The sequence below is a fragment of the Kitasatospora sp. NPDC002543 genome (assembly GCF_053594915.1).
Window position 1 is genome coordinate 62,336 of the sequence record NZ_JBSFWR010000008.1, and the last position, 22,598, is coordinate 84,933.

General features: G+C 74.4%; 19 protein-coding genes. 8 read left to right on the top strand and 11 right to left on the bottom strand.

Features of this window, described 5'->3' with window-relative positions:
* Positions 1-23: 23 nt before the first annotated feature.
* Positions 24-1,256, top strand: a complete 1,233-nt coding sequence (locus ACWD4P_RS05885) for an amidohydrolase (RefSeq protein WP_449778692.1) — start codon at positions 24-26, stop codon at positions 1,254-1,256.
* Between the two features lie 152 nt (positions 1,257-1,408).
* Here ACWD4P_RS05885 and ACWD4P_RS05890 read toward each other — a convergent pair whose 3' ends face one another.
* From ACWD4P_RS05890 to ACWD4P_RS05920, 7 genes are all read right to left on the bottom strand, one after another.
* On the bottom strand, positions 1,409-2,170 hold the full coding sequence (locus tag ACWD4P_RS05890; protein ID WP_449778693.1) for an AMP-binding protein: 762 nt from the start codon (positions 2,168-2,170) through the stop codon (positions 1,409-1,411).
* 77 nt (positions 2,171-2,247) lie between these two features.
* Entirely contained in the window at positions 2,248-2,481 is a 234-nt protein-coding gene (locus tag ACWD4P_RS05895; protein ID WP_449778694.1) for a phosphopantetheine-binding protein, read from the bottom strand.
* Positions 2,478-3,233, bottom strand: a complete 756-nt coding sequence (locus tag ACWD4P_RS05900; protein WP_449778695.1) for an isochorismatase family protein — start codon at positions 3,231-3,233, stop codon at positions 2,478-2,480. The genes ACWD4P_RS05895 and ACWD4P_RS05900 overlap by 4 nt, the downstream gene beginning before the upstream one ends.
* 35 nt (positions 3,234-3,268) lie before the next feature.
* Positions 3,269-4,948, bottom strand: coding sequence for a (2,3-dihydroxybenzoyl)adenylate synthase (locus tag ACWD4P_RS05905; RefSeq protein ID WP_359819195.1), 1,680 nt, complete (start codon positions 4,946-4,948; stop codon positions 3,269-3,271).
* Positions 4,945-6,189 carry an isochorismate synthase DhbC gene (dhbC, locus tag ACWD4P_RS05910; RefSeq protein WP_449778696.1) on the bottom strand — a complete coding sequence of 415 codons (1,245 nt, stop codon included), beginning with the start codon at positions 6,187-6,189 and terminating at the stop codon, positions 4,945-4,947. The genes ACWD4P_RS05905 and dhbC overlap by 4 nt, the downstream gene beginning before the upstream one ends.
* A gap of 143 nt (positions 6,190-6,332) precedes the next feature.
* Positions 6,333-7,115 (bottom strand): 2,3-dihydro-2,3-dihydroxybenzoate dehydrogenase, encoded by a 783-nt coding sequence (locus tag ACWD4P_RS05915; protein WP_449778697.1) that lies wholly within the window; start codon positions 7,113-7,115, stop codon positions 6,333-6,335.
* Positions 7,116-7,599: 484 nt separating this feature from the next.
* The gene (locus ACWD4P_RS05920; RefSeq protein WP_449778698.1) at positions 7,600-8,844 is read right to left on the bottom strand and encodes a CapA family protein; all 1,245 of its coding nucleotides are present in this window, start codon (positions 8,842-8,844) and stop codon (positions 7,600-7,602) included.
* Positions 8,845-9,117: 273 nt separating this feature from the next.
* Between ACWD4P_RS05920 and ACWD4P_RS05925 the strand changes: the two genes are divergently transcribed.
* From ACWD4P_RS05925 to ACWD4P_RS05940, 4 genes are all read left to right on the top strand, one after another.
* Positions 9,118-9,909, top strand: coding sequence for a universal stress protein (locus ACWD4P_RS05925; RefSeq protein ID WP_449778699.1), 792 nt, complete (start codon positions 9,118-9,120; stop codon positions 9,907-9,909).
* Positions 9,910-10,048: 139 nt separating this feature from the next.
* A complete protein-coding gene (locus ACWD4P_RS05930; protein WP_449778700.1) occupies positions 10,049-11,311 on the top strand; it encodes a M48 family metalloprotease in 1,263 nt (420 codons plus the stop codon).
* Between the two features lie 30 nt (positions 11,312-11,341).
* Positions 11,342-11,764: a MarR family winged helix-turn-helix transcriptional regulator gene (locus tag ACWD4P_RS05935; RefSeq protein WP_359819208.1), complete on the top strand. Its 423-nt coding sequence runs from the start codon at positions 11,342-11,344 to the stop codon at positions 11,762-11,764.
* A 180-nt stretch (positions 11,765-11,944) separates the two neighbouring features.
* Positions 11,945-13,138 (top strand): PP2C family protein-serine/threonine phosphatase, encoded by a 1,194-nt coding sequence (locus ACWD4P_RS05940; protein WP_449778701.1) that lies wholly within the window; start codon positions 11,945-11,947, stop codon positions 13,136-13,138.
* 384 nt (positions 13,139-13,522) lie between these two features.
* Here ACWD4P_RS05940 and ACWD4P_RS05945 read toward each other — a convergent pair whose 3' ends face one another.
* The 4 genes from ACWD4P_RS05945 to ACWD4P_RS05960 form a co-directional block, all read right to left on the bottom strand.
* Positions 13,523-14,296, bottom strand: coding sequence for a GNAT family N-acetyltransferase (locus tag ACWD4P_RS05945; RefSeq protein ID WP_449778702.1), 774 nt, complete (start codon positions 14,294-14,296; stop codon positions 13,523-13,525).
* A gap of 137 nt (positions 14,297-14,433) precedes the next feature.
* Positions 14,434-15,222, bottom strand: a complete 789-nt coding sequence (locus ACWD4P_RS05950; RefSeq protein WP_449778703.1) for an SDR family NAD(P)-dependent oxidoreductase — start codon at positions 15,220-15,222, stop codon at positions 14,434-14,436.
* Between the two features lie 194 nt (positions 15,223-15,416).
* Positions 15,417-16,148, bottom strand: coding sequence for an MIP family channel protein (locus ACWD4P_RS05955; protein ID WP_359826728.1), 732 nt, complete (start codon positions 16,146-16,148; stop codon positions 15,417-15,419).
* Between the two features lie 283 nt (positions 16,149-16,431).
* The gene (locus ACWD4P_RS05960) at positions 16,432-17,361 is read right to left on the bottom strand and encodes an NADP-dependent oxidoreductase (protein ID WP_449778704.1); all 930 of its coding nucleotides are present in this window, start codon (positions 17,359-17,361) and stop codon (positions 16,432-16,434) included.
* Between the two features lie 211 nt (positions 17,362-17,572).
* Here ACWD4P_RS05960 and ACWD4P_RS05965 point away from each other — a divergent pair, with 211 nt between their 5' ends.
* The 3 genes from ACWD4P_RS05965 (at position 17,573) to ACWD4P_RS05975 (ending at position 22,594) form a co-directional block, all read left to right on the top strand.
* Positions 17,573-19,006: a LuxR C-terminal-related transcriptional regulator gene (locus tag ACWD4P_RS05965; RefSeq protein WP_449778705.1), complete on the top strand. Its 1,434-nt coding sequence runs from the start codon at positions 17,573-17,575 to the stop codon at positions 19,004-19,006.
* A 28-nt stretch (positions 19,007-19,034) separates the two neighbouring features.
* Positions 19,035-19,469 (top strand): protein-tyrosine phosphatase family protein, encoded by a 435-nt coding sequence (locus ACWD4P_RS05970; RefSeq protein WP_449778706.1) that lies wholly within the window; start codon positions 19,035-19,037, stop codon positions 19,467-19,469.
* Between the two features lie 128 nt (positions 19,470-19,597).
* Positions 19,598-22,594, top strand: coding sequence for a HEAT repeat domain-containing protein (locus ACWD4P_RS05975; protein WP_449778707.1), 2,997 nt, complete (start codon positions 19,598-19,600; stop codon positions 22,592-22,594).
* Positions 22,595-22,598: the final 4 nt, after the last annotated feature.

Genomic DNA, 22,598 nt, shown 5'->3' on the forward strand with positions numbered 1-22,598 from the left:
CTGACAGTCCGGAGACGTCACCCATGACCCCGACCGAGCCGCGCACCCCTCCCGCCGAGGCCAAGCAGGCCGTGCGCGACCGCGTCCACACCCACCGGGACGAGCTGCTCGCGCTCAGCCGACGCATCCACGCCCACCCCGAGACCGCCTTCGAGGAACACCTGGCGGCCGCCTGGTGCGCCGAACTGCTGCGCGCGCACGGGTACTCGGTCACCGCGCCCGCACACGGCCTGGCCACCGCCTTCGACGCGCGCCTCGGCACCGGACCGGTCACCGTCGCACTGGTCTGCGAGTACGACGCGCTGCCCGGGCTCGGCCACGCCTGCGGACACAACCTGATCGCCGCCGCCGGGGTCGGCGCGGCGCTGGGGCTCGCCCCGCTCGCGGACCGGCTCGGGCTCACCGTGCGAGTGATCGGCGCGCCCGCCGAGGAACGCGGGGCGGGCAAGGCCCTGCTGCTGGAGGCCGGGGCGTTCGACGGGGTGGACGCGGCCATGATGGTCCACCCCTGCCCCGTCGAGGTCGCCGACTTCCGCTCCTTCGCCCTCGGCACCCTGTCCGTCCGCTACACCGGGCGCGCCGCCCACCCGAGCCTCGACCCCCATCGGGGCCGCAACGCCGCCGACGCGCTCACCGTCGCCCAGGTCGCGATCGGGCTGCTGCGCCAGCAACTCCCGCCGCAGTGGCGGGTGCACGGCATCACCACGGCGGCCGGAACGGCGCCGAACCTGATCCCGGACAGCGCGAGCGCCGAGTACGAGATCCGGGCCTCGGCGGCCGAGGACCTCACCGAACTGCGCTCCCGGGTCGAGGCCTGCTTCCGTGCCGGAGCCCTCGCCACCGGCTGCGAGGTGGAGTTGACCCGGCCCGAGCCGGACTACCTGGACATGCGGTCCGACCCCCGGCTGCTGACGCTGTGGCGGGCCAACGCGGCGGCGCTCGGCCGGCCGGAACCGGTCGAGAGCGGTCCGTTCGCCTGCACCGACATGGGGAACGTGTCGCACGCGGTGCCGTCGATCCACCCGGTGCTGGACATCACCGGCGGCGCCTGCGCCCCGCACGAGGAGGCGTTCGCGGAGGCGGCGCTGGGCGCGGAGGCGGAACGGGCGGTACTGGACGGCGCGGTGGCGATGGCGTGGACCGCGGTGGACCTGGCGGTGCAGGCGGCGGCAGCGGACCGGGCGGCGGGCCCGGCGGACCGGGCGGCGGCGCGGCCGGCGGCGGCCCCGGAAGGGGAGGTGGCCGGGTCGCGCTGACCGACGGGTGACAGCCGACAACTTTCAGCGAACAGATGATGAAATCTGTTCGCTGACATCTGTTCGCCGAAAGTTGTCATCCGAACGTCGCCCGCTGTCCGCCGTGCGCCGACCGGCGGCAGACGCAAGCGGCAAGCGGCCGGCGGCCGGCCTCACCCGCCGAGCAGAGCCTCCGGTGCCACCCGTACCGCCGTAACGCCCAGCTCCCGCACCAGCGCCCCGATCTCACCCTCCTGCCACGGATCGGCGAGCACCACCGCGGCGCCCGTCCGCAGCGGCCACAGGTACTCCCAGAGCGGCAGGCCCAGCTGCAGCACCCGGTCGCCCGGGCCGAGCGGGTGGGCCGCCTGGAGCTCGCGCACCCGGCGGTCCGCCTCCGCGTGGGTGAGCCGGACGGCGGTCGGGCGCCCGCCCGGGCCGTACCCGACGCAGAACAGGTGCTGCGGGGTGAGCGCCCGGGGCGGGTCGGTCGGCAGTTCGCCGTCCGTCTCCAGCCCGGCCGGCGCCCCCGGCACCTCCTCCCCCAGCACCCAGACCGGCGCGTTCTCCGCGAGCAGCCGCTCCCGGCGCCCGGGGGTGTCCGTCGGGTCCAGCGGAAGGTACGCCGCGCCCGACTTCGCCACCGCCAGCAGCGCCGTCACCAGTTCCACCGGACGGCTCGGGCCCGCCAGGCCGACCACCGCACCCGGACGTGCCCCACGACGGGCCAGGGCGCGCGCCAGCCGGTTGGCCGAGGCGTTCAACTCCCGGTAGCTGACGCTCTCCCCGCCCGCGAGCAGCAGCGCCGGCGCGTCCGGCGTCCGCGCCGCCTGCGCCTCGACCGGCCCCACCACGGTGGTCACCGGGTACCGCGCCGCACGGCTGGGCAGCGGAGGCAGCGCGAGCAGCGCGGGCAGCGCGGGCGCTTCCGCCACCGTCCGCACCGTCGGTGCCGTCGGCAGCGCCGTCCCGCGGACCGCGTCCCGGACCGCCCCGCCCGCCCCCGCCGCCATCACGCCGCGCCCAGCAGCTCGGCCCAGGCCTCGATCGCAGGGCGCTCCGCGAGCTGGACGAACGCCACGTCGGCGCCCTCCTCCCGCCAGCGCCCCGCGAGGGCCATCAGCCGTACGGAGTCCAGCCCCCAGTCGACCAGGTTCTCGTCCAGCGGGATCTCCGCCGGGTCCTCGCCGAGCAGGTCGGCGACCTCGGCCCGGATCCGCTCCACCGTGAAGCCCACGCCCGTCACTTGCCGCCCGCCTTCTCGAGTTCCGCGATCTCCCACACATCCTGGGCCTGCGACGCGCCCGAGACCTCCGCCACGCCGGCCGCGGCCGGGGCCCCCGGGGCGGTCGCCGCCGCGGCCGAACCCAGCGCCGCGAGCACCGTCTCCGCCGTGTCGACCATCCCGCAGCGCCCGGCCACCCAGGCCAGCGCGCCGCGGTGCTCCTCCGGGCCGAAGTCGGCGACCGCGTCGGCCACCACGAAGGCCTGTACGTCCCGCATCCAGGCGTCGCAGGCGGTGGCCTGGACCCCGATGTGCGCGTACACGCCGGTGATCACCAGCTGGTCCCGCCCCTGCTCGCGCAGCAGCCGCTCCAGCTCGGTGCGCACGAAGGCGCTGTACTTCCACTTGGTGAGCACGGTGTCGCCCGGCTCCGGGGCGACGGCCCCGGCGATCGCGGTGGCCCGCGGGTCGTCCGGGATGCCCGGACCCCAGAAGTCCTGTTGCAGCCCGCGCTCGGCCGGGCTCTGCCCGCCGAGCTGCGCCGAGTACACGACGGGCACGTCGGCGGCCCGCGCTGCTCCGGCCAACGCCGCGACGTTGCCCAGGAGTTCGGACACCGGAGCGGCTTCGGCGTCGAAGGCGTCCAGGAAGTGGTTCTGCAGGTCGTGCACCAACAGGACGGCGCGCGCCGGGTCGACCGTCCAGGCGACCCGGTTGGCGGGCAGTTCCTCGGCGGCGGGCAGGGGATAGCGGGGAATGCGGGGCAGGCCCACGGTGGTGTTCCTTGTCTGGAGGGCGGATCGGGGGATCAGCGGGCGGTCAGCGAGGCCGCGATCGCGGCGCGCAGATCCTTCTTGCTGACCTTCCCGATCCCGGTGGCGGGGAAGGCGGCGACGAACTCGACCCGGTCCGGCACCTTGTACTCGGCGAGCCCGCGCTGGCGCACGAACCGCTTCAACTCGACGCTCTTCGGGGGCTGTTCACGGTGTTCGGCACGCAGTACCACGTACGCGCAGGTGCGCTCGCCGAGGTACGGGTCGGGCATCGACACCACCGCCGCGTCGTGCACCGCGGGGTGCGCGAGCAGGTGGTTCTCGATCTCCTCGGCGGCGACCTTCTCCCCGCCCCGGTTGATCTGGTCCTTGGCCCGCCCCTCGACCACCAGGTGGCCGGTCGGGGTGCGCCGGACCAGGTCGCCGGTGCGGTAGAACCCGTCCGCGGTGAAGGAGTTCGCGTTGTGACCGGGCGCGTTCCAGTAGCCGCGGATGGTGTACGGGCCGCGCGTCAGCAGGTGGCCGGTGGTGCCGTCGGGCAGGTCCCGGTCCTGGTCGTCGACCACCCGGACCTCGTCGTCCGGCGAGATCGGCCGGCCCTGGGTGGTGGTGATCAGCTCCTCCGGGTCGTCCAGGCGGGTGTAGTTGACCAGGCCCTCCGCCATTCCGAACACCTGCTGGAGCGTGCAGCCCAGCGCCGGGCGCACCCTGCGGGCGGCCTCCTCGCTGAACTTGGCGCCGCCGACCAGCAGCACCTCCAGGCTCTCGTACCCGCGGGCACCGCGGTCGGCGGCGTCCAGCCAGAGCAGCGCGAGCGGCGGCACCAGCCCGGTGATGGTCACGCCCTCGCGCTCGATCAGCGGGAAGGCCGTCTCCGGGGCGGGCTGCGGGCAGAGCACGACCCGGCCGCCGGCGTACAGCGTGCCGAGCGAACCCGGTGAGCTGAGCGGGAAGTTGTGGGCGACGGGCAGCACGCACAGGTACACGCTGTCCGGATCCTGCCCGCACAGCTCGACCGAGCCGCGCAGCGAGTAGATGTAGTCGTCGTGGGTGCGCGGGATCAGCTTCGGTACGCCGGTGCTGCCGCCGGAGAGCTGGAGGAAGGCGACGTCGCCCGGGCCGGGCTCCCCGCCGAAGGCCTCCGGGCCGGGGCCGTCGCAGGGCACGTCGGCGAGCCTGATGTGCTCCCCCGGGTCCTCTCCGGCCACCAGCACCAGCCGCAACGCGGGGTTCTCCGCCCGCACCCGGGTGGCGAGTTCGCGGTAGTCGAAGCCGCCCTCGACGGCCGGCACCACGTACGCCGCCGCCTCGGTGAAGGAGCAGAAGTGCCCGATCTCGGCGTACCGGTGGGCGGGCAGCGCGAACACCGGCAGCGCGCCGATCCGGAACAGCGCGAAGACGACCTCGAAGAACTCGGCGGCGTTGGGCAGTTGGACCACCACGCGGTCCCCGGCCCGGATGCCCCGGGCCAGCAGTCCGGCGGCCATCCGGTCGGCCCTGCGGTCGAGTTCGGCGTACGTCCAGCGCCGCTCGGTCGCCGCCACCGCGTGGCCGCCCGGGTCGACGACCGCGGTCCGCTCGCCGTGCGCGGCGGCGCGTTCGCGCAGCATCCGTCCGAAGGTCTCGCCGCGCCAGTACCCGGCCGCCCGGTAGCGCTCGGCGAACTCGGCGGGGTACGGGGTGAAGCCCGCCCGGACGGTCTCCAGCGGCGTCACCGGGCCACCCCCGCGGCGTCCAGGAAGGTGCGGAACTTGGCGCTGGTCTCGGCGAGTTCGGCCTCCGGCCGGGACTGCTCGACCACGCCCGCGCCGGCGTACACCCACAGCGTCCGCTCCTCCGCCTCGGCGCAGCGGATGGTCACCACCCACTCGCCGTCACCGGTCGCGTCCTCCCAGCCGACCATACCGGTGTAGAGGCCCCGGTCGAAGGGCTCGACCTCGCCGATCACCCGGCGCGCGACGTCCGTCGGCGTGCCGCAGACGGCCGGGGTGGGGTGCAGCGCACAGGCCAGTTCCAGGGCGGAGACCGCCGGGTCGGCCAGCTCGCCGCGGATCGTGGTGGCCAGGTGCCACATCGCGGCCGTCCGCACCAGCGTGGGCCGTTCGGGCACCTCCAGGGTGCGGCAGTACGGCGCCAGCGCCTCCCGGATGGCGTCGACCACGACGGCGTGCTCATGCAGGTCCTTGGGCGACTCCAGTAGCGCGGCGGCGCGCCGGACGTCCTCGCCGAGGTCCTCGCTGCGCGGCACGGAACCGGCCAGCGGGTTGGCCAGGACGGCCGTTCCCCTCCGGGCGAGCAGGAGTTCGGGGCTGGCGCCGATCAGGGTGCGGCCGCCGCCGGACGGGACGGCGAAGGTGTAGCCACCCGGGTCGCGGCGGGCCAGCCGCTGCAGGATCGCGGGCAGGTCGAGCGGCTCGGCGGCGCTCAGCTCCAGTGTCCGGGCCAGCACCACCTTGCTCAACTCCCCGCCGCGCAGCCGCTCGACGGCTGCGGCGACGCCCGCCCCGTAGGCCTCCGGCGCGGGCACCGGTCGGATCCGCCACTCGACCCGCTCGGCCTGCGGCGCGGGGAGGGCGATGAGCGGGTCGTCGCGCAGCGCCCCGGCGGTGCGGACCCGGGCGGGGACGGCGAGTTCGACCCGGCTGTCCCGGTCGAACGCCACCGCGCCGACCACCAGCGGCCGTTCGACCCCGGCCCGGCCGGCCTCGGCCAGCGTCTCGGCGACCCGTACCGGCAGCGGCCGCCCGTCCTGCGGCACCCGGGCGTGCACGCCGGAGCCGAGCAGGGTGCGGGTCGGCGAGGCGAAGAACGCCTCGTCGGAGCCGGCCCGGTACTGGCCGAGCAGTCCGCTGGCCGCGCCGATGACGGCATGGTCCGGGCCCTCGGCGAGGGCGGTCGCCGAGGCGTCGGGCCCGGCGGGTATCGGCCCGGCAGGGGCGTGGTGCACCGTGGTCACGGCGGTTTCTCCAGTCTGGGACGGTTCTGCGGGAGGACGGGCAAGGGCGGACGGACGGGGGCGGACGAACGGAGGCGAACCTGCGGGGGACGGACCTGCGAGGACGGACCTGCGAGGACGGGCGGAACGGCCCACGACCGGGCTCAGGCGCGCAGGGTCGCGCCGCCGTCGACGTACAGGTCGTGCATGGTGATGTGCCGCGCCCGGTCGGAGGCCAGGAACACCACCGCCTCCGCGATATCGGCGGGCGCGGCGATCCGCCCGAGCGGGATGCCGACCCGCCAGGCCCCCAAGTCGCCCTCGATCACGCGGCGTTCGGATGCCTCGGCGTCCTCGCCCCACAGGGCGCGCTGCATCTCGGTGTCGGTCGAGCCCGGCGACACCACGTTGCACCGCACTCCGGAGCGGGCGAGCTCCAGCCCCAGGCAGCGGGTGAACATGGTGGCCGCCGCCTTGGACGCCGCGTAGGCGGCCATTCCGGCCCGCGGCACCCCGGCGGCGTTGGACCCGACGGTCACGATCGATCCGCGCCCACGGGCCGCCATCCGGCGGCCGGCGGCACGGCTGGTGTGGAAGACGCCGGTGGTGTTCACCGCGAAGGTGTCCGCCCAGTCCCCGTCGGCGAGTTCGACGACCGGAGCGGTTCGCAGGATCCCCGCGACGTTCACCAGCACGGCGATCGGGCCGAGTTGGTCCTCGATCGACGTGACCACGCCGTCCACGGCCCGGGCGTCGGAGACGTCCAGCACGTACGGACGCACGGTCGGCAGCTCGGCCACCAGGGCGTCGAGCCCGCCGGGACTGCGGTCCACCGCCGCGACGACGGCGCCTTCGGCCACCAGCGCCCGCACCACGGCCGCGCCGATGCCCTGCCCGGCCCCGGTGACCATCGCGACGGCACCGGCGAATTCGGACTGTTGCTGCACAGGACATCCCCTCCGACCAGCAAGATTAGGCAAGCCTAACCTAACACAGCTGTTCGCCTGCGCCGAGCGTCTGTACGAACGTCAACTCGCTCCCCGCGTCCCGCAGGGCCCGCGACAGACCCTCGCGACCGAAACCCACCCCCCCTCGACACGACGAGGCCGCCCGGCCCTGTGGGGCGGACGGCCTCGGTGTCCCGCGGCGTGGGGGCCCGGCCGTGGTCGGCCGGCCATGAACGGTCGGGGAGGGGCGTGGACGGGGGCTGCCGCCTGCGGGTTGACAGCAGAACAGCAGGGCGGCATCGATGCGGCCCCCGGCAGAGCGCAGCCGGAGGGCACAACACGTGGCCGGCACGAAGGCACGACACGAAGGCCCGGCACGAGGGCCCGGCACGAAGGCCCGGCACGAGGGCCCGGCACGAAGGCACGTCAGGAGCGCCCGACGGAGAGGACGCGGCCGGGCACTCCCACCGACCGGCGGGGATTCCTAGCGAGAGGCCGCGGGGGTCGCCGGGGCCTTGGCGGGACCTGACGGGGACTTCGCGGGAGGCGTGGAGGCGGGGGCCGTGGCCGCCGGAGCCGTCGAACCGCCGGCGGGGGCGGCCGGGGCGCCGGGCGGCGGGGTGAGGCCGGTGCAGCCGCGCAGGCCGTCGCGGCGCTTGAGGGCGGCTTCGGCGGTGGCGCCGGTGACCGGCTCCGGAATGCCCTTGTCGTCGATGGTGGCCGGGGCGAAGGCCTCGCCGGTCACCTTGCCGTCGGCGGTGAGGGTGAGGGTGGTGACCCCGGTCTCGTTGGAGTTGGGGTAGTTGGAGGTGCCGTACCAGAGGAAGTTGCCGAAGCCGTAGCCGATGTAGGTGTTGCCGAGCATGCCCGAGCCGACCATGGTGTGCGCATGGGTGCCGACCACGGCGGTGGCGCCGGCGGCGGCGAGCTTCTTGGCGATGGTGGTCTGCGGGCCGGTCGAGCAGGCCTTGCCCTCGTCGCCCCAGTGCAGGTAGACGAGCACCACCGGCGCCTGTTGCTTCGCCGTCTCCACCGCCTTGACCAGCGCCGGGACGTCCAGCGCCGAGGCGATGCCCGGCTTGGTGGCGCCGGCCCGCCACTTCTGGTTGGTGATGTCCTCGACCTGGCTGGCGGCGACCACCGCGACCTTCACCCCGCGCACGGTGGTGACGTACGGGGCATACGCCTCCTTGGCGTTGCGCCCGACGCCGACCACCGGGATCGGCGAGGAGTCCTTGGCGGCGAGGGTGTCGGTGAGGCCGTCGGCGCCGAAGTCCACGGCGTGGTTGTTGGCCATCGAGACGACGTCGACGCCCGAGTCCTTGAGCACCGACAGCGCCTTGGGCGAGGTGCGGAAGGTGTAGGTCTTCGGCTCCGGGGCGCCGCGCCCGGTGATCGCAGTCTCCAGGTTGAGGACGGACAGGTCGGCGTCGGCGAGGGTGCGGGAGATCGGGCCGAGCGCCGGCTCGGGGGCCTGGACGGCCAGCCGGGCCTCGGTGCGGCCCTCGAAGTGGACGTCCCCGGCGAAGGCGACGGTGATGGTGCCGTCGGGCCGGGGCGGGGCGCTCTTGCCGGGCACCGTTGCGGAGGGCGAGCCGCTCGGTGCCGAGGAGGTGCCCGGCGGGACGGGGGCGGCGGAGGCCGGGGCCGGTTCGGGGTCATCCGGCCCGCAGGAGGCGACGGCGGTCAGTCCGACGAACAGCGCGACGGCGGCCGCGGCACGACGCATGAGTGGATCCCCCCGAGGATGATGCGAGAACGATCAGACTACGCCACCGAATCACCACCACCTGGACCCGATCCCGCAACATTCCGGCCACAAAGGCCGACTGCCCCGACCCTGGCGTCGACGGACGTACGTGCCCCGGCCGGCGGCCACTTGGCCTGTCCGGCCGGATCCTCCCGGCCGACCCGGCCACCACGTCCCTGGCGCGGAGGAGGCGGAGCGCGCAGCGTGGTGTACGGGGTGCGAGTTCCGCGCGGGCCGGGAGGTGTTGACGTGATGGGCAGCAACCAGCTCTCCGCCGAGGGCGCCCCGTCCGGGGGCCGGAGGCCGCCGGCGCGGGATCGCCGGATCGTGGTCGGGATCGACGGCTCGCCCCCCTCGAAGGCGGCCCTGCGCTGGGCGGTCGGCCAGGCCGTGCTGACCGGGGCGACGGTGCACGCGGTGGCGGCCTGGGAGTACCCCTCGCTCTACGGGTGGTTCGCGCCGATGGTGGACGACGGCTTCGAGCGGACCGCCCGCCGCACGCTGAGCGCCGAGATCAACGAGATCCTCGGACCCGACCGCCCGGTGGAGGTCCGGGAGAGCCTGGTGCTGGGCCACGCCGCCGAGGTGCTGCTGGAGGCGGCCGCCGGGGCCGATCTGTTGGTGCTGGGCAGCCGCGGCCGGGGCACCTTCGCCCGGACGCTGCTCGGCTCGGTGTCCACCCGCTGCGCGGTGCACGGGGCCTGCCCGGTGGTGATCGTCCGCGCCGACGGGACGGCCACCGCCCCGCCACAGGCCGTGACCGCGGCCTCCGGGGCCGAACGGCAGTCCTCCGGGGCCGTGCGCACCAAGGACTGGCAGCTCAGCCTGCACGTGGTCGAGGACGAGGACACCACCCGGGTGCACGCCGTGCTGGACGCCGACGGCAACGTGCTGCACAGCGACACCCGCTCCCGCCGCAACCCGCACGACGACCCCGCCCCGGAGGTGGGCGACGAGTTCGCCGTCGGCCGCGCCCTGGTGGACCTGGGCCACCAGTTGCTGCGCGCCGGCGTCCACGGCGCCACCGGGTCCGTGCAGGAGTGAACCCCGCCCCCGGAGCGGGACACGACCAACCGTGTGGGCACCCACGGGCCGGGTACGCCATGCTGAATCACCGCTGACCCCCCGCCGAACCGTCGCCCCCGCCCCTCTCGCGACCCGACCGGAAGAGCCGTTCCCCGCCATGGACCCCACCCCGCCCCCTGCGGACTCGACCCCCGCACCGGCCCCCACGCCGACCCCCGCCCCGGACCCCGCCCCGGACCCCGCGCCGGACTTCACCCCCGACGAGCGCGCCCGGGGCCGCGCGCTGCGCCGCGCGCAGTCACCGTGGGCGCTGGGCGGTCGGGCGGCGGGCCTGGCACTCACCCTGCTGCTCGGCCTCACCCCGGCCGGCGCCGCGCTGGTGACCTCGGTCGGCGGCTGGTTCGGCGGCTCCCGGCCGGCTGAAGTGTTGGCCGGCGCGGCGGCCCTGGTGCTGCTCGGCCAGGCGCTGCAGCTGCCGTTCGGCGCCGGGGCGCGGACCGTCCGGGCCCGGTACGGGCTGGTGACCCAGGGCTGGGCCGGTTGGGCGCTGGACGCGGCGCGCGGCCTCGCGCTGACCCTCGTCCTCGTCCTCCCGCTCGCGCTCGGGCTGTTCGCGCTGACCGCCTGGTCGCCGCGGTACTGGTGGCTGCCGGGGGCGGGCGCGGCGGCCCTGTTGACGGCCGCGCTCTCCTTTCTGCACCCGCTGCTGATCGAGCCGGTGTTCAACCGCTTCTCCTCCATGCCCCGAGGCGAGCTGCGGACCGCGCTGCTGGCGCTGGCCGAGCGGGACAAGGTCCCGGTCCGGGACGTCCTGGTGGCGGACGCCTCCCGCCGCACCACCGCGCTGAACGCCTACGTCTCCGGGTTCGGGGCGACCCGCCGGATCGTCGCGTACGACACGCTGCTGACCACCGCCGAGCCGCGCGAGGTGGAGCTGGTGGTCGCGCACGAGCTGGGCCACGTCAAGCACCGGGACGTGCCGGTCGGTACCGCGATGGGCGCGGTCGGCGCGGCCGTCGCGGTGGCCGTCCTCGGCCTGCTCGCCGACTGGCGACCGCTGCTGGACGCCGCCGGGGTGTCGGATGCCGCCGACGCCCGGGCGCTGCCGTTGCTGGCGGCGCTCGCGGCGCTGCTGGGCGCCCTCTCGGGGCCGCTGCAGTGCGCGGTGAGCCGCCGGATCGAGGCCAGGGCGGACCGGCACGCCCTCGAACTGACCGGGGATGTCGAGCAGTTCGTGGCGATGCAGCGCAGACTGGCCGTGGCGAACGTCTCCGATGTCGACCCGCCGAGGCTGCTTGAGCTACTGTTCGCCACTCACCCGAGTGCGACCCGCCGGATCGCCGCCGCCCGCGCCTGGCGGGCCGCGCCGGCGCAGCGGGCATCGGAGCGGCGTGGAACCCCGGGCAAATCCGTTGTATAGTGCAACAAATATCGAGGAGGTAGGAACGCCGTGCCCGGCCGCCAGTCGTCCATCGAGACCATCCAGCGCGAGCTGACCGCCTTCGCCCGCCGCGCCCGGCACAAGGCCTCCCAGCTGCACCCCGACCTCTCCCTGGTCACCTACAGCATCCTCGACCTGATCACCGAGCGGGGCGGCTGCCGGGCCGCCGACGTGGCGGCGCACTTCATGCTCGACAAGTCCACCGTCAGTCGGCAGGTCACCGCGCTGGAGAAGCTCGGCCTGCTGGCCCGCGAGACCGACCCGGACGACCAGCGCGGCCAGATCCTGCGCGCCACCGGAGCCGGACTCACGCTGCTGCAGGACGCCAACGAGCAGCGCCGGCTCTCCTTCACCGCACGCTTCACCGACTGGTCCGACGAGGACGTCGCCCGCTTCGCCGACTACCTGGCCCGCTACGGCCAGGAGGGCTGACCGAGCGGACCGGACGGCTCGCTCCGACCCGACCGGCCCCGGCCGACCCGGCCGACCCGGACAGATCGGAACGCGGCCCGGAGCACGGACCGGCCCCTCCGGGTGCGCCCCGCCGCTTCCACGGTGTACAGAGGAGGAGTGCCCCTCCGGCAGCGTCCCGATGCGCCGCACCCGCCGCCCGTGCCGCATCCCCCCGACCGCCGCCGCGCCTGGCGGCCCGACCGCCGGGTGCTGACGGCGCTGACGCTCGCGCTCATCGTCGTGATCGCCGTCGTCGACGTCCTGTCCCCGCCCGACATCCACCTCGGCCCGCTGCTGATCGTCGCCCCCGCCCTCACCGCCTCCTTCGCCGGGCCCCGGGCCACCGCCGGGGTCGCCGTGCTCGCGTTCGCCGCGCTGACCGCCATCGGCGCCGTGCGCGAGAACCTGACCAGCGCGAACATCGAGACCCAGCTGAGCGCGCAACTGATCGTCTCGGTGCTGATCGTCGGCCTGCGGGTACTGCGCGAGCGGCACGAGCGCGAACTGGCCCGGGTGCGCTCGGTGTCCGAGGCCGCCCAGCGGGTGCTGCTGCGCCCGCTGCCGGAGCGGATCGGACCGCTGCACCTGGCCTCCGTCTACCTGGCCGCCGAGGCCGAGGCGCAGGTCGGCGGCGACCTGTACGCGGCCGCCCGCACCGCCACCGGCACCCGGCTGCTGGTCGGCGACGTGCGCGGCAAGGGCCTGTCCTCGCTCGGCGACGCGGCCCTGCTGCTCGGCGCCTTCCGCGCCGCCGCCCACCTGCACGCCGAGCTGCCGGACCTGGCCGCCTACCTGGACGGCAGCGTCAGCTGGGACCTCGCCCAGCTCGCCGAGCAGTCCCGCCGGGAACGACAGAACCGGCGGGAACGCCGGGACCGGCAGGCGCTGTCCGCACTGCCGTTCCCTCCACCGGAGGAGCTCCCCGAGGAGAGCGGCGAGGCCGGCGAGTCCTTCATCACCGCCGTCCTGCTCGACATCCCCGACGACGGCTCCCCCGTCCGCCTGATCGACTGCGGCCACCCGCCCCCGCTGCTGCTGCGCCCCGACGGCATCACCGCCCTCGCCGCCCGCCGGCCCGCCCCGCCGCTGGGCCTCGGCGAGCTCGCACCGGTGCGGTACGAGACGGAGACCTTCCCGTTCCGGCCCGGCGACCGGCTGCTGATCTACACCGACGGCGTGATCGAGGCCCGCGACGCCCAGCGGCGCTTCTACCCGCTCACCGAACGCGTCACCGCCTGGAGTGCCGAGCGCCCGACCGCCCTGCTCCACCGCCTGCGCCAGGACCTGCTCGCCCACGTCGACGGCCGGCTGGACGACGACGCGGCCATGGTCGTGGTCGAGCGGCTGCCCTGAGGGCGGCCCGACCCCGTACGGCCGCCGACGGCGGCGATCGGGGTGCCGTTCCGGGACGCCCCCGCGCGGACCGCCGCCCGCGACACCGACCCCGACCTCGACACCGGGACCGGCGCGCAGCGGGGCTCCCGTTCCGGGCAGGGCCCGCGCACGGGCGTGATCGATCCTCGGACGGCGGATGTCGGACATGCCGGGCTCCTTCCCGGGGGCCCGGACGGCCCCCGCTCGCGGTGTCCCCACAGTGACCCCGGCAGCCCCTCCCGCACATGTACCGAACGGCACAACCCAGGCGAGGACACACCTGAGTCCCCCTGCCGATCGGCAGGGGGACTCGGCGGCATGCCGCCCCGACAGGCACTGCGGCCCCGGCGCCACGACCCGGTGCTACGGCCGGCGGAGGTACGCCGTCGTCGTGCTCACCCAGCCGAAGCCGAGGCGCTGGAGGATGGGCCGACTCTGGTCGCTCGCGTCCACCTGGAGGTACTCGTAGCCGAGTTCGGCCGCGAGGCGGGCGCGGTGGACGACGAGGGCGCGGTAGATGCCCCTGCCACGCCACTCCGGCACGGTGCCGCCGCCCCACAGGCCGGCGAACCCGGTGCCCGGGACCAGCTCCATCCGCGCACCGCTGACCGGCCGGTCACCGGCCATCGCGACGACCATGCTGACCGTCGAGCCGCCCTGCCGCAGGTAGTCCAGCATCCGCTCGCGCAGGTTGGGGTTCTCGGAGCCGAAGGCCTGGACGTGGGCTTCCATCATCAGGTCCACCCCGGCCGGATCGGTCACGGGGAGCAGCCGGACACCCTCGGGCAGGGCCGCTCCGGTGGGCAGGTCCGCGATCCGGGCGATCATCAGCGCCTCGTCCGGCTCCGGGGTGAAGCCCGCCGCCAGCAGCCGGGCGCCGAGGTCGGCGGGGCGGTCGTGGGAGTAGGCCTTCCACTCGAACTCCAGCCCCAGCCCGGCGAAGTGGCGCACCTGTGCGGCGATCGCCGCGTCCGCCCCGGCCTCGTCCAGTCCGGACCAGACCACGCCGTTCCAGCTGTGCTCCGAACCCACCTGCCGGAGCACGGCGCCGTCGCGCTCGACGCGGCAGCCCGGGTCGGGCGGCGCGTTGCGCCGGAGCCGGTCGTCGAACAGGGCAAGCACCTCATCATGATCCATCCGCTCACTCCAGCACGGCCCTGGATCGCGCGCCATCGAGTTTCCGCGCCACCGCGCGCGGGCGGCGGGCCCCGAGTGGCCGGCCCCCGAACAGCCGGAGCGCCGGGCAGCGGACCACCGCCGCGGGGCCGGGCCGGCTACTGCGCCAGGTACCCGCCGTCCACCGGCAGCACCACCCCGGTGACGAAGGACGCGTCGTCGGAGGCGAGGAAGAGGACGGCCGAGGCGACCTCGGCCGGGGCGCCGAGCCGCCCCAGCGGGTGCAGCTTCTCGATCGCCGCGAGGTACTCGGTGCCACCGGGCTCGTCGTGCAGCCGGGCGACCCGCTCGGTGGTGATGGTGCCGGGGGCCACGGCGTTGACCCGGATCCCGCGGCCGGCCCACTCGACGGCGAGGTGCTTGGTGAGGCCGGAGGCGACGAACTTGGCGGGCCCGTACACCGCCTGGCCGGGCTGGCCGGCCTCACCGGAGATGGAGGACAGACAGACGATCGAGCCGCCCGGCCGGTCCTGCGCGGTCATCGCCTCGATCGCGTACTTGCAGGTGAGGAACATGCCGCGGCCGTCCACCGCCATCACGTGGTCCCAGTCCTCGGCGGTGGCCTCGGTGATGTCCATCAGCGGGATGATCCCGGCGTTGGCCACCAGTACGTCCAGCCGCCCGTGCCGTTCTACGGCTGCCGCCACCATCCGGCGGGCGTCCTCGTCCCGGGACACGTCGCCGACCACCGTGCTGACGGCGCCCGGGAACCGTTCGGCCAGCCGGTCCAGCCCGGCCTCGTTCACGTCGGTGGCGACCACCGCCGCGCCCTCCCGGACGAAGCGTTCGGCGACGGCCCGCCCGATGCCGCTGGCCGCGCCCGTCACCACGCAGGAACGGCCGGCCAGCCGCCCGCCCCCGGGGGTTCCCGCGCTCACAGTCACCATGGCGCGACTCTACCCAGCGGGCACGAGGGCGTCGGGGAGCTCCGGACCGGTGCGCCGGATCCGACCGGTCGTCGGCTCAAAAGCGGCCCGGAGCGGGGCGGAGCGGGCCGGAGAGCGGCAGCCCCGGAAACGGCGGAGGCCGGGACCGTCGGTACGGTCCCGGCCTCCGCGCCCGCCGAGCGGCGCCGCGCGCACTACACCCGCGCGTCGGTGGCCAGGGCCTGCGCCACCGGAAGGTTGGGCTGCGGGTGGGTCAGCAGGTGGACGCCCGCCGCCAGCGCGCCGCCGACCAGCGGGGCGAGCAGGAACAACCACAGCTGCGACAGCGCCTCGCCGCCCGCGAACAGCGCCGGGCCGAGGCTGCGCGCCGGGTTGACCGAGGTGCCGGTGAGCGGGATGCCGACCAGGTGGACGACCACCAGCGCGACGCCGATCGGCAGCCCGTCGAAGCCGACCGCGGCCAGCCGGTGGGTGACCGCCAGCACGACGTACACCAGCAGGAAGGTGAGGACGACCTCGGTCAGGAACGCGCCGCCGGCGTTGATGTGCATCTGGGAGCGCTCGCCCCAGCCGTTGGTGCCGAGCTTCTCGTGGGTCTCCAGCCCCGGTATCTGCTTCGCCAGCAGCAGGACGAGCCCCGCGCCCGCGATGCCGCCGAGCAGCTGCGCCACCCAGTACGACACCGCCGTGCGCCCGTCGATCCGGCGGGCCAGCAGGAAGCCGAGCGTCACCGCCGGGTTGACGTGGCAGCCGGAGATCGGGCCGAGCGCGTACGCGAGGGCGAGCAGCACGAAGCCGAACGCGAACGCGATCCCGACCGGACCGATCGCCTCCCCCGCGAGTACCGCCGCACCCACCGCCAGCAGCACCAGCAGCAGGGTCCCGAGAAACTCGCCGACCACCGCCCGCCTGTCCGTTCCGCCCATACGCCTGGTCCTCCTGACCGTCAGGGCAGGCGGTCCGGTGCCGCCCACGCCCGGCCAACCCTGGTCGACCGTTCGAGGGACCGCATGTCGGCCGAACGGCCCACCGCCGTATTCACGGCGCGCCCGCCTGCCGAATTACTCCGAACGGATGAAACCGTACGAAAATGGCGAGCCCGATGCAAAACGGAGGTAAAACGGGCAGACACGGACAGGACGGGCAGTGGACGGCTGCCGGAACGTCAGACCGGACAGCGGGCGGGACGTCGGACCGTCAGGCCGCGGGTCACACCGTCAGCACGATCTTGCCGCGCAGGTGCCCGGCCTCACTGATCCGCTGCGCCTCGGCCGCCTCCGCCAGCGGGAGCACCCGGTGCAGCGGCAGCCGCAGGGTGCCCGCCTCGTGCAGGGCGATCGCGGCCGCGAAGGCGCGGCCGTAGAACGGCTCGACGCCCTCCGCGCCACCGGTGAAGCGGACGCCGTGCTCCTGCGCCCCCGGAACGTCGGCGATCGTCAGCACCCGGTCCGCACTGCCCGTCAGCTCGATCGACAGCGGCAGCACCCCGCCCCGCCCGGCCGCGTCCAGCGCCCGGTCCACCCCGCCCGGGGCGGCGGCCCGCACCCGCTCGGCCAGGCCCTCCCCGTACGTCACCGGGATCGCGCCGAGCTCGCGCAGGTGGTCGTGGTTCGACTCGCTCGCCGTGCCGACCACGGTGATCCCGCGCGCCCGGGCGAACTGGAGCAACACGGTGCCCACCCCGCCGGCCGCGCCGTGCACCAGCAGGGTCTGGCCGGGACGCACGTCGAGGACGGCGAGGGCGCGCTCGGCCGTCTCGGCCGCCACCGGGATCGCGGCGGCCTCCGCCCAGCCCAGGCCGGCCGGCTTGTGTGCCAGGGTCGCGGCGTCCACCAGCGCGTGCTCGGCGTAGCCGCCGCCCATCAGCGCGCCGAACACCTCGTCGCCGGGTGCGAAGCCGCGCACCTCCGCGCCGACGGCCTCGACCACACCGGACACCTCGAAACCGGCGACATGGGGGAAGACGACCGGGAAGAGCCCGGCCAGCTCGCCGGTGCGCAGCTTGCGGTCCAGCGGGTTGACACCCACCGCGCGGACCGCGACCCGCACCTGGCCGGGGCCGGGAGCGGGAAGTTCGATGTCGATCGGGCGCAGCACGTCCGCGCCGCCGAACTCGGGGAAGGCGATCGCCTTGGTCATGGAAAGTCCTCCGGTTACGGGAAGTTGGGTTCCTCCGACGTCCTCCATCCTGTGGCCGGGACGGCCGCTCTCCGGCTGGCCCTTCGGCCGGTTCGACCTGTCCGAACGGCCAGGCGGGAACGGCGGCTCCCGAACTAGGCTGGACGGCAGCGGCATCGCGACAGCGCGGGCGGCGCGGGGCGCGCAGGGGAGAGCAGGGGAGAGCAGGGGCATGGGGGACATGGGGAACACGGGGGACATGAGCGGCGTGGACGGCACCATCGGCACCATCAGTACCGCCGGGACCGCCGGGACCGCCGGGACCGCCGGCGACGACGAGACCTGGCGGCAGCACTGGGGGCGCCCCGAGGACGCGCTGGCCCAGGCGCTCGAAGTGCTGCGCACGCCCCGACCGGACCTCCTGCGCCGGCTGTCCGCCGTACTCGCCACCCTCGTCCCGCACACCGCACTCGCCCAGCTCAGCGGCGTCTGCACGTTCAGCCCCGTACACGGCTACGGCCCGCCCGAACTGATCGCGGCCATCGGCTCGCTCGACCTCTCCCGACTGGCCGAACGCGCCGCCGGAACCGCCCCGGCCGGCCACCCCTGGCAGGGCGAGGCCGAACTCGCCGGTCAGGCCCGGCCGGTGGTGGTCGTGACCGCCACCCCGAACAGTGGCAGCGGCGCCGTCCTGGCACTCGTCCGGACCAGCGCCACGCCGGTACCGGCCGGAGCACTCGCCGTCCTGCAACAACTGTGGGACCTGATGGTCGCCCACTCCGACCACCGCGCCACCGACGCCGCACCCACCCAGGCCGCCACCTCCCGCACCTCCGCCAACGCCCGTGCCCGCGCCATCGCCGAGTTCACCGGCACCCACAGCGCCGCCCTCACCGCGATCCTCGCGCCACTGCGCTCCGCCGACCTCGACGACGCCACGGCCCGGCGCAACGCCACCGAGCTGGCCGTCACCGCCCTCCTCGACCTGCGCCAGGGCGCCGAACTGGACCGCACGCTCAGCGAACAGCCCGCCGACGCCGCCTTCGCCCGGCTGGTACGCGACCTGCGCCCGCTGCTGCGGCACACCCGGGTCCACCTCGACGTCGCACCCCCCGCCGAGGCCGACCGCTCCGTCCCCGCCGACGCCGCGCACACCGCCCGCGACGCCGTCCGGGTCGCCGTGCTGCTGATGCTGGAGCAGGAGAAGCCCACCCGGCTGCACGTCAGCTGGCAGTTCACCGCCGACGGACGGCTGCGCGCCGTGGTCCGCGGCGACGGCCTCGGCCTGCTCACCGCCGAAGCCCTCACCGTCCACCGCACCGTCGACCGCATCACCACCCTCGGCGGGCGGCACGGGGTCGAGGCCGTCCCCGGCTGGGGCACCACGGTGACCGTCGACCTCCCGCTCGCCCTGCCCGAACCCGCCCTCGCCACCGACCCCCTCGACGGCCTCCAGCCGCGCGAACTGGAAGTCCTCGACCAGCTGGCCCGCGGCCGCCGCAACCGGGACATCGCGGCGGCACTGCACATCAGCGAGTCGACCGTGAAGTTCCACGTCGCCAACATCCTCGCCAAACTCGACGTCTCCTCCCGCGGCGAAGCCGCCGCCCTCGCCCACCGGGCCGGCCTGCCGCGCGGACCCGTCGGACTCCACGCGGCATCCTGACCCCGAACCCCTCCCGAGGAAGGCCGACATGACCGACCCCACCACCTGGGACCCGAACGCCCCCGGCATCCTGCGCCTGCCCTCCGGCCGCCTCCTGCGCGGCCGAGGCCTCAGCCGCCCCCTGCCGCCCGGCCCCCTGCCGACCTTCGCCCTCTACCTGTACGACGACCGGCCGCCCCGCACCGACTGGCCGCACCGCTGGGTCCGCTGGCCCGACTTCGGCCTCCCCGCCGACCCCGAGGACGCCGCCGACGCCTTCCGCGAGGCCTGGGAACGCTCCGCCACCGAACGCGTCGAACTCGCCTGCGCCGGCGGCTGGGGCCGCACGGGCACCAGCCTCGCCCGCATCGCCGTCCTGGACGGCGTCCCGGCGGCGGAAGCGGTGGCGTACGTGCGGGAGCACTACGACCGGCACGCCGTCGAAACGCCGGAGCAGCGGGAGTTCGTGGAACGGCTAGCCTAGGCCGGGTGGGGAGCGATCCAGAGACTTCGACGGTCAACGACATCTCCGGCACGGTCAACGGCGACGTCATCCAGGCCCGCACGGTCAATCTGACCAAGACGGTCGGGCCGACCGTCACCGCCGAGTCCATGGCCGACGCCCGCGCCGCGTACGCCCGGCGGGTCCGGGAGACCTACGGCCGGCTCGACCTGGAGGTGCTCACCCCGCTCTCCGAGCAGGGCGAGCACCCGGCGGTCGAACTGCGGGAAGTGTTCGTCACCCCGCAGGTCCGGGAGGACCCGCCACCGGTGGAACTGCCGCGCGAACTCGTCCAACGACTCCTCGCCAGCGGCGAGTTCACCGAGCAGTCACTACCCGGAGACCTCGGACAGTCCGCTCTCGAACGGCTGCGCACCGAATACCTCAACCGGCCGACGGAGGACGTGCTCTCCGTCCTCGCCGGGCCGCGCGGGGCGCGGGTGGTCCTGCTCGGCGACCCGGGAGCGGGGAAGTCCACCCTCGCCCGGTACATCGCGCTCACCCTCGTCCAGGACGCCGACGGCCCGCTCGCCGCACTGGACGGGCTGGTGCCACTGGTGGTCGAACTGCGCCAGTACGCCGAGGGGCAGTGGCGCGAGCGGACGTTCGAGGACTTCCTCGACCACCGCCAAGCCGTCGCCGGAATGTCCCTCCCCGGGCCCGAACTGCGCCAACTCCTCTCCCGGGGCGAGGCCGTGGTCGTCTTCGACGGCCTGGACGAACTCTTCGACCCCGGTGTGCGGGCCGCCACCGCCGAACGCATCGCCGCCTTCGCCGCCCGCTACGACCGGGCACGCGTGGTCGTGACCTCGCGCGTCATCGGCTACCAGCGCGGCCCGCTCAGCGGCGCCGGATTCACCCAACTCATGCTCCAGGACCTCGACCCGGACCGGATCGCCGACTTCGCCCGCCGCTGGTACGCCATCGCCTGCCCCACCGACGCCGAACTCACCGGCCGACTCGTCGAGCGCATCACCACCGCCGTCGAAGCCTCCCGCCCCATCCGGGAACTGGCCGGCAACCCCCTGCTGTTGACCATCCTCGCCATCATCGGCCGCCGCCAGGCCCTGCCCCGCGACCGCCAGGGCGTCTACGAGCACGCGGTACGCGTCCTCGTCGCCCACTGGGACCGCGACACCAAACACCTGAACGTCCCGCTCACGCCCGGTGCCGCCGAAGTCCTCGATCTGTTGGACGACCGCGAACGCCTGGAACTGCTCAGACTGTTGGCCCGCCGCATGCAGGAAGGCACCGGCGGCATCGCGGGCAACCACATCCACGCGGAGGAGCTGGAGGCCGTCTTCCGCGACTACTTCACCCAGTTCGGCTACCTCCCCCACCAGTGCCTCGCCGCCGCCCGCACACTCCGGAACCAGCTCCGGGAACGCAACTTCATCCTCGCCCGGTACGGCAGCGAGGTGTACGGCTTCGTCCACCGGGCGTTCCTCGAGTACCTCGCGGCGGCGGACATCTTCCAGCGGTACACGGTCAGGAGGGAGTGGACGCCGGAGGAGCTGATCCAGGAGGTCTTCGCCCGGCGGGCGGACGACCCGGCGTGGCACGAGGTGCTGCTGCTGGTGGTCAACCAGTTGAGCGAGGCGGACGCCGGGAAGGTGGTGGACCACCTGCTGGACCGGCGGGACGAGGGCTCGCTGGTCCTGGCCTTCCAGGCGCTCGCCGAGGTGCGGAAGATCGGCTTGCTGAAAGCACAGAGCGACCGGGCGGTCGACTCCGCCATCGACGCGCTGGAGGCAAGGTTCGTACGCGACACCGATCCGATGTTCTCCGCGCTGGCCGCGTTGATCGCGACCACGGCCCGGGCCGGACACGAGCGCTATCTCCGCTGGTTCCATCTCCAAGGGCAGTTCTCCCAGATGAGCACCTCGGCAGCGGCAGTGGCCGTGGCGTTCCATTCAGCCATCGGTTCCTCCCTTGCCCTCGCGACCTTCGGCCATCCAACAATTCGCACCTTTGCCATCCGATCCCTGGCCCGCCGCTGGGCCACCCACCCCGACATCACGTCCTCACTCCTGGAACTCTCGGGCCATGGCCGAGCGAACGTTCGCCTTCAGGCCCTGACCGAACTGACGAGGCGGTGGCCCCAACACAGTGCCGTCTTCCCGCTGGTGTCCCGCCATGCGGTCGACGACCCCGATGCATCGTCACGTGCCCGCGCTCTGGAACTTCTTGTCGAAAGGTGGGCGGAACATCCCGATGTCCTGCCACTCCTCGTGGATCGCGCGACCGCGGATCCCTCCCCCGAGCCTCGGACCACCGCGCTACGCCTGCTCCGCGGAGCGTGGCTCGATCATCCGGATACCCGCACATTGCTCCAGCGCACCACGGAGGACGAGGAATCGCCGGACTACCACGACCTCGCCGTCGAACTCCTGGCGAACCCGCCGAAGCGTTCCGACAGCACCGCACAGCTACGGGAAATCGCGGTCAACGGCAGCAGTGAGATCATCCGTATGATCGCAGTCCAGAACTTCATGCAAGTCTGGCCCACGACCGACCAGGCTCTCACTCTGCTTCTCGACCGCGCGGTGAACGACCCCTCGGATGTGATCCAAGCGGTAACGGTCAGCGAGCTCTGTCACGGATGGCCCGACCACCCTGACGTGTGGGCCTTGTTGTGGAACATCGCCACTGCCGGCAACCCCACACACATCACGACCGCCACGGCGACGAGCACACCTGACAGAATCACGGTACTCACCCGGGTGGCTGCTGACGCAGAGTCGTTCCTCCTCAGGCAAATAGCGCTGAGTCTGCTCGCCAAACAGCACGTTTCGCGCCGTAGTACTGCTCGGTTCCTCCTGAATCGCACCGTCGAGGACCCTCACCCCATGGTTCGTGCCACGGCGCTCAGTTGCTATGCGGTGGCGGACTTCGAGATGGCCGAGAACCTCGTTCGCGCCCACGCTGCGGACGACCCCAGTCCGGAGGTGCGTGCCCAGGCGCTGACCATGCTGGCCTGGCAGTGGCCCGACCGTCCGGAGACCACGGCGATCCTCCGAGCCGCCCTCGCCGACCCGGATCCCGAGGTCCGTCAGGCCGCCGGGGACGGGCTCGGGGCCGTCGCGCACTTCACCGCCGGGCCCTGAGGCC

Excerpts from the sequence above, each read along its gene's own strand:
- ACWD4P_RS05925 (WP_449778699.1), top strand. The coding sequence starts at position 9,118 with ATGGGCAGCAACCAGCTCTCCGCCGAGGGCGCCCCGTCCGGGGGCCGG.
- ACWD4P_RS05920 (WP_449778698.1), bottom strand. The coding sequence starts at position 8,844 with ATGCGTCGTGCCGCGGCCGCCGTCGCGCTGTTCGTCGGACTGACCGCC.
- ACWD4P_RS05975 (WP_449778707.1), top strand. The coding sequence starts at position 19,598 with ATGGCCGACGCCCGCGCCGCGTACGCCCGGCGGGTCCGGGAGACCTAC.
- ACWD4P_RS05950 (WP_449778703.1), bottom strand. The coding sequence starts at position 15,222 with ATGGTGACTGTGAGCGCGGGAACCCCCGGGGGCGGGCGGCTGGCCGGC.
- ACWD4P_RS05945 (WP_449778702.1), bottom strand. The coding sequence starts at position 14,296 with ATGGATCATGATGAGGTGCTTGCCCTGTTCGACGACCGGCTCCGGCGC.
- ACWD4P_RS05960 (WP_449778704.1), bottom strand. The coding sequence starts at position 17,361 with ATGACCAAGGCGATCGCCTTCCCCGAGTTCGGCGGCGCGGACGTGCTG.
- ACWD4P_RS05930 (WP_449778700.1), top strand. The coding sequence starts at position 10,049 with ATGGACCCCACCCCGCCCCCTGCGGACTCGACCCCCGCACCGGCCCCC.
- ACWD4P_RS05965 (WP_449778705.1), top strand. The coding sequence starts at position 17,573 with ATGGGGGACATGGGGAACACGGGGGACATGAGCGGCGTGGACGGCACC.
- ACWD4P_RS05955 (WP_359826728.1), bottom strand. The coding sequence starts at position 16,148 with ATGGGCGGAACGGACAGGCGGGCGGTGGTCGGCGAGTTTCTCGGGACC.
- ACWD4P_RS05970 (WP_449778706.1), top strand. The coding sequence starts at position 19,035 with ATGACCGACCCCACCACCTGGGACCCGAACGCCCCCGGCATCCTGCGC.
- ACWD4P_RS05885 (WP_449778692.1), top strand. The coding sequence starts at position 24 with ATGACCCCGACCGAGCCGCGCACCCCTCCCGCCGAGGCCAAGCAGGCC.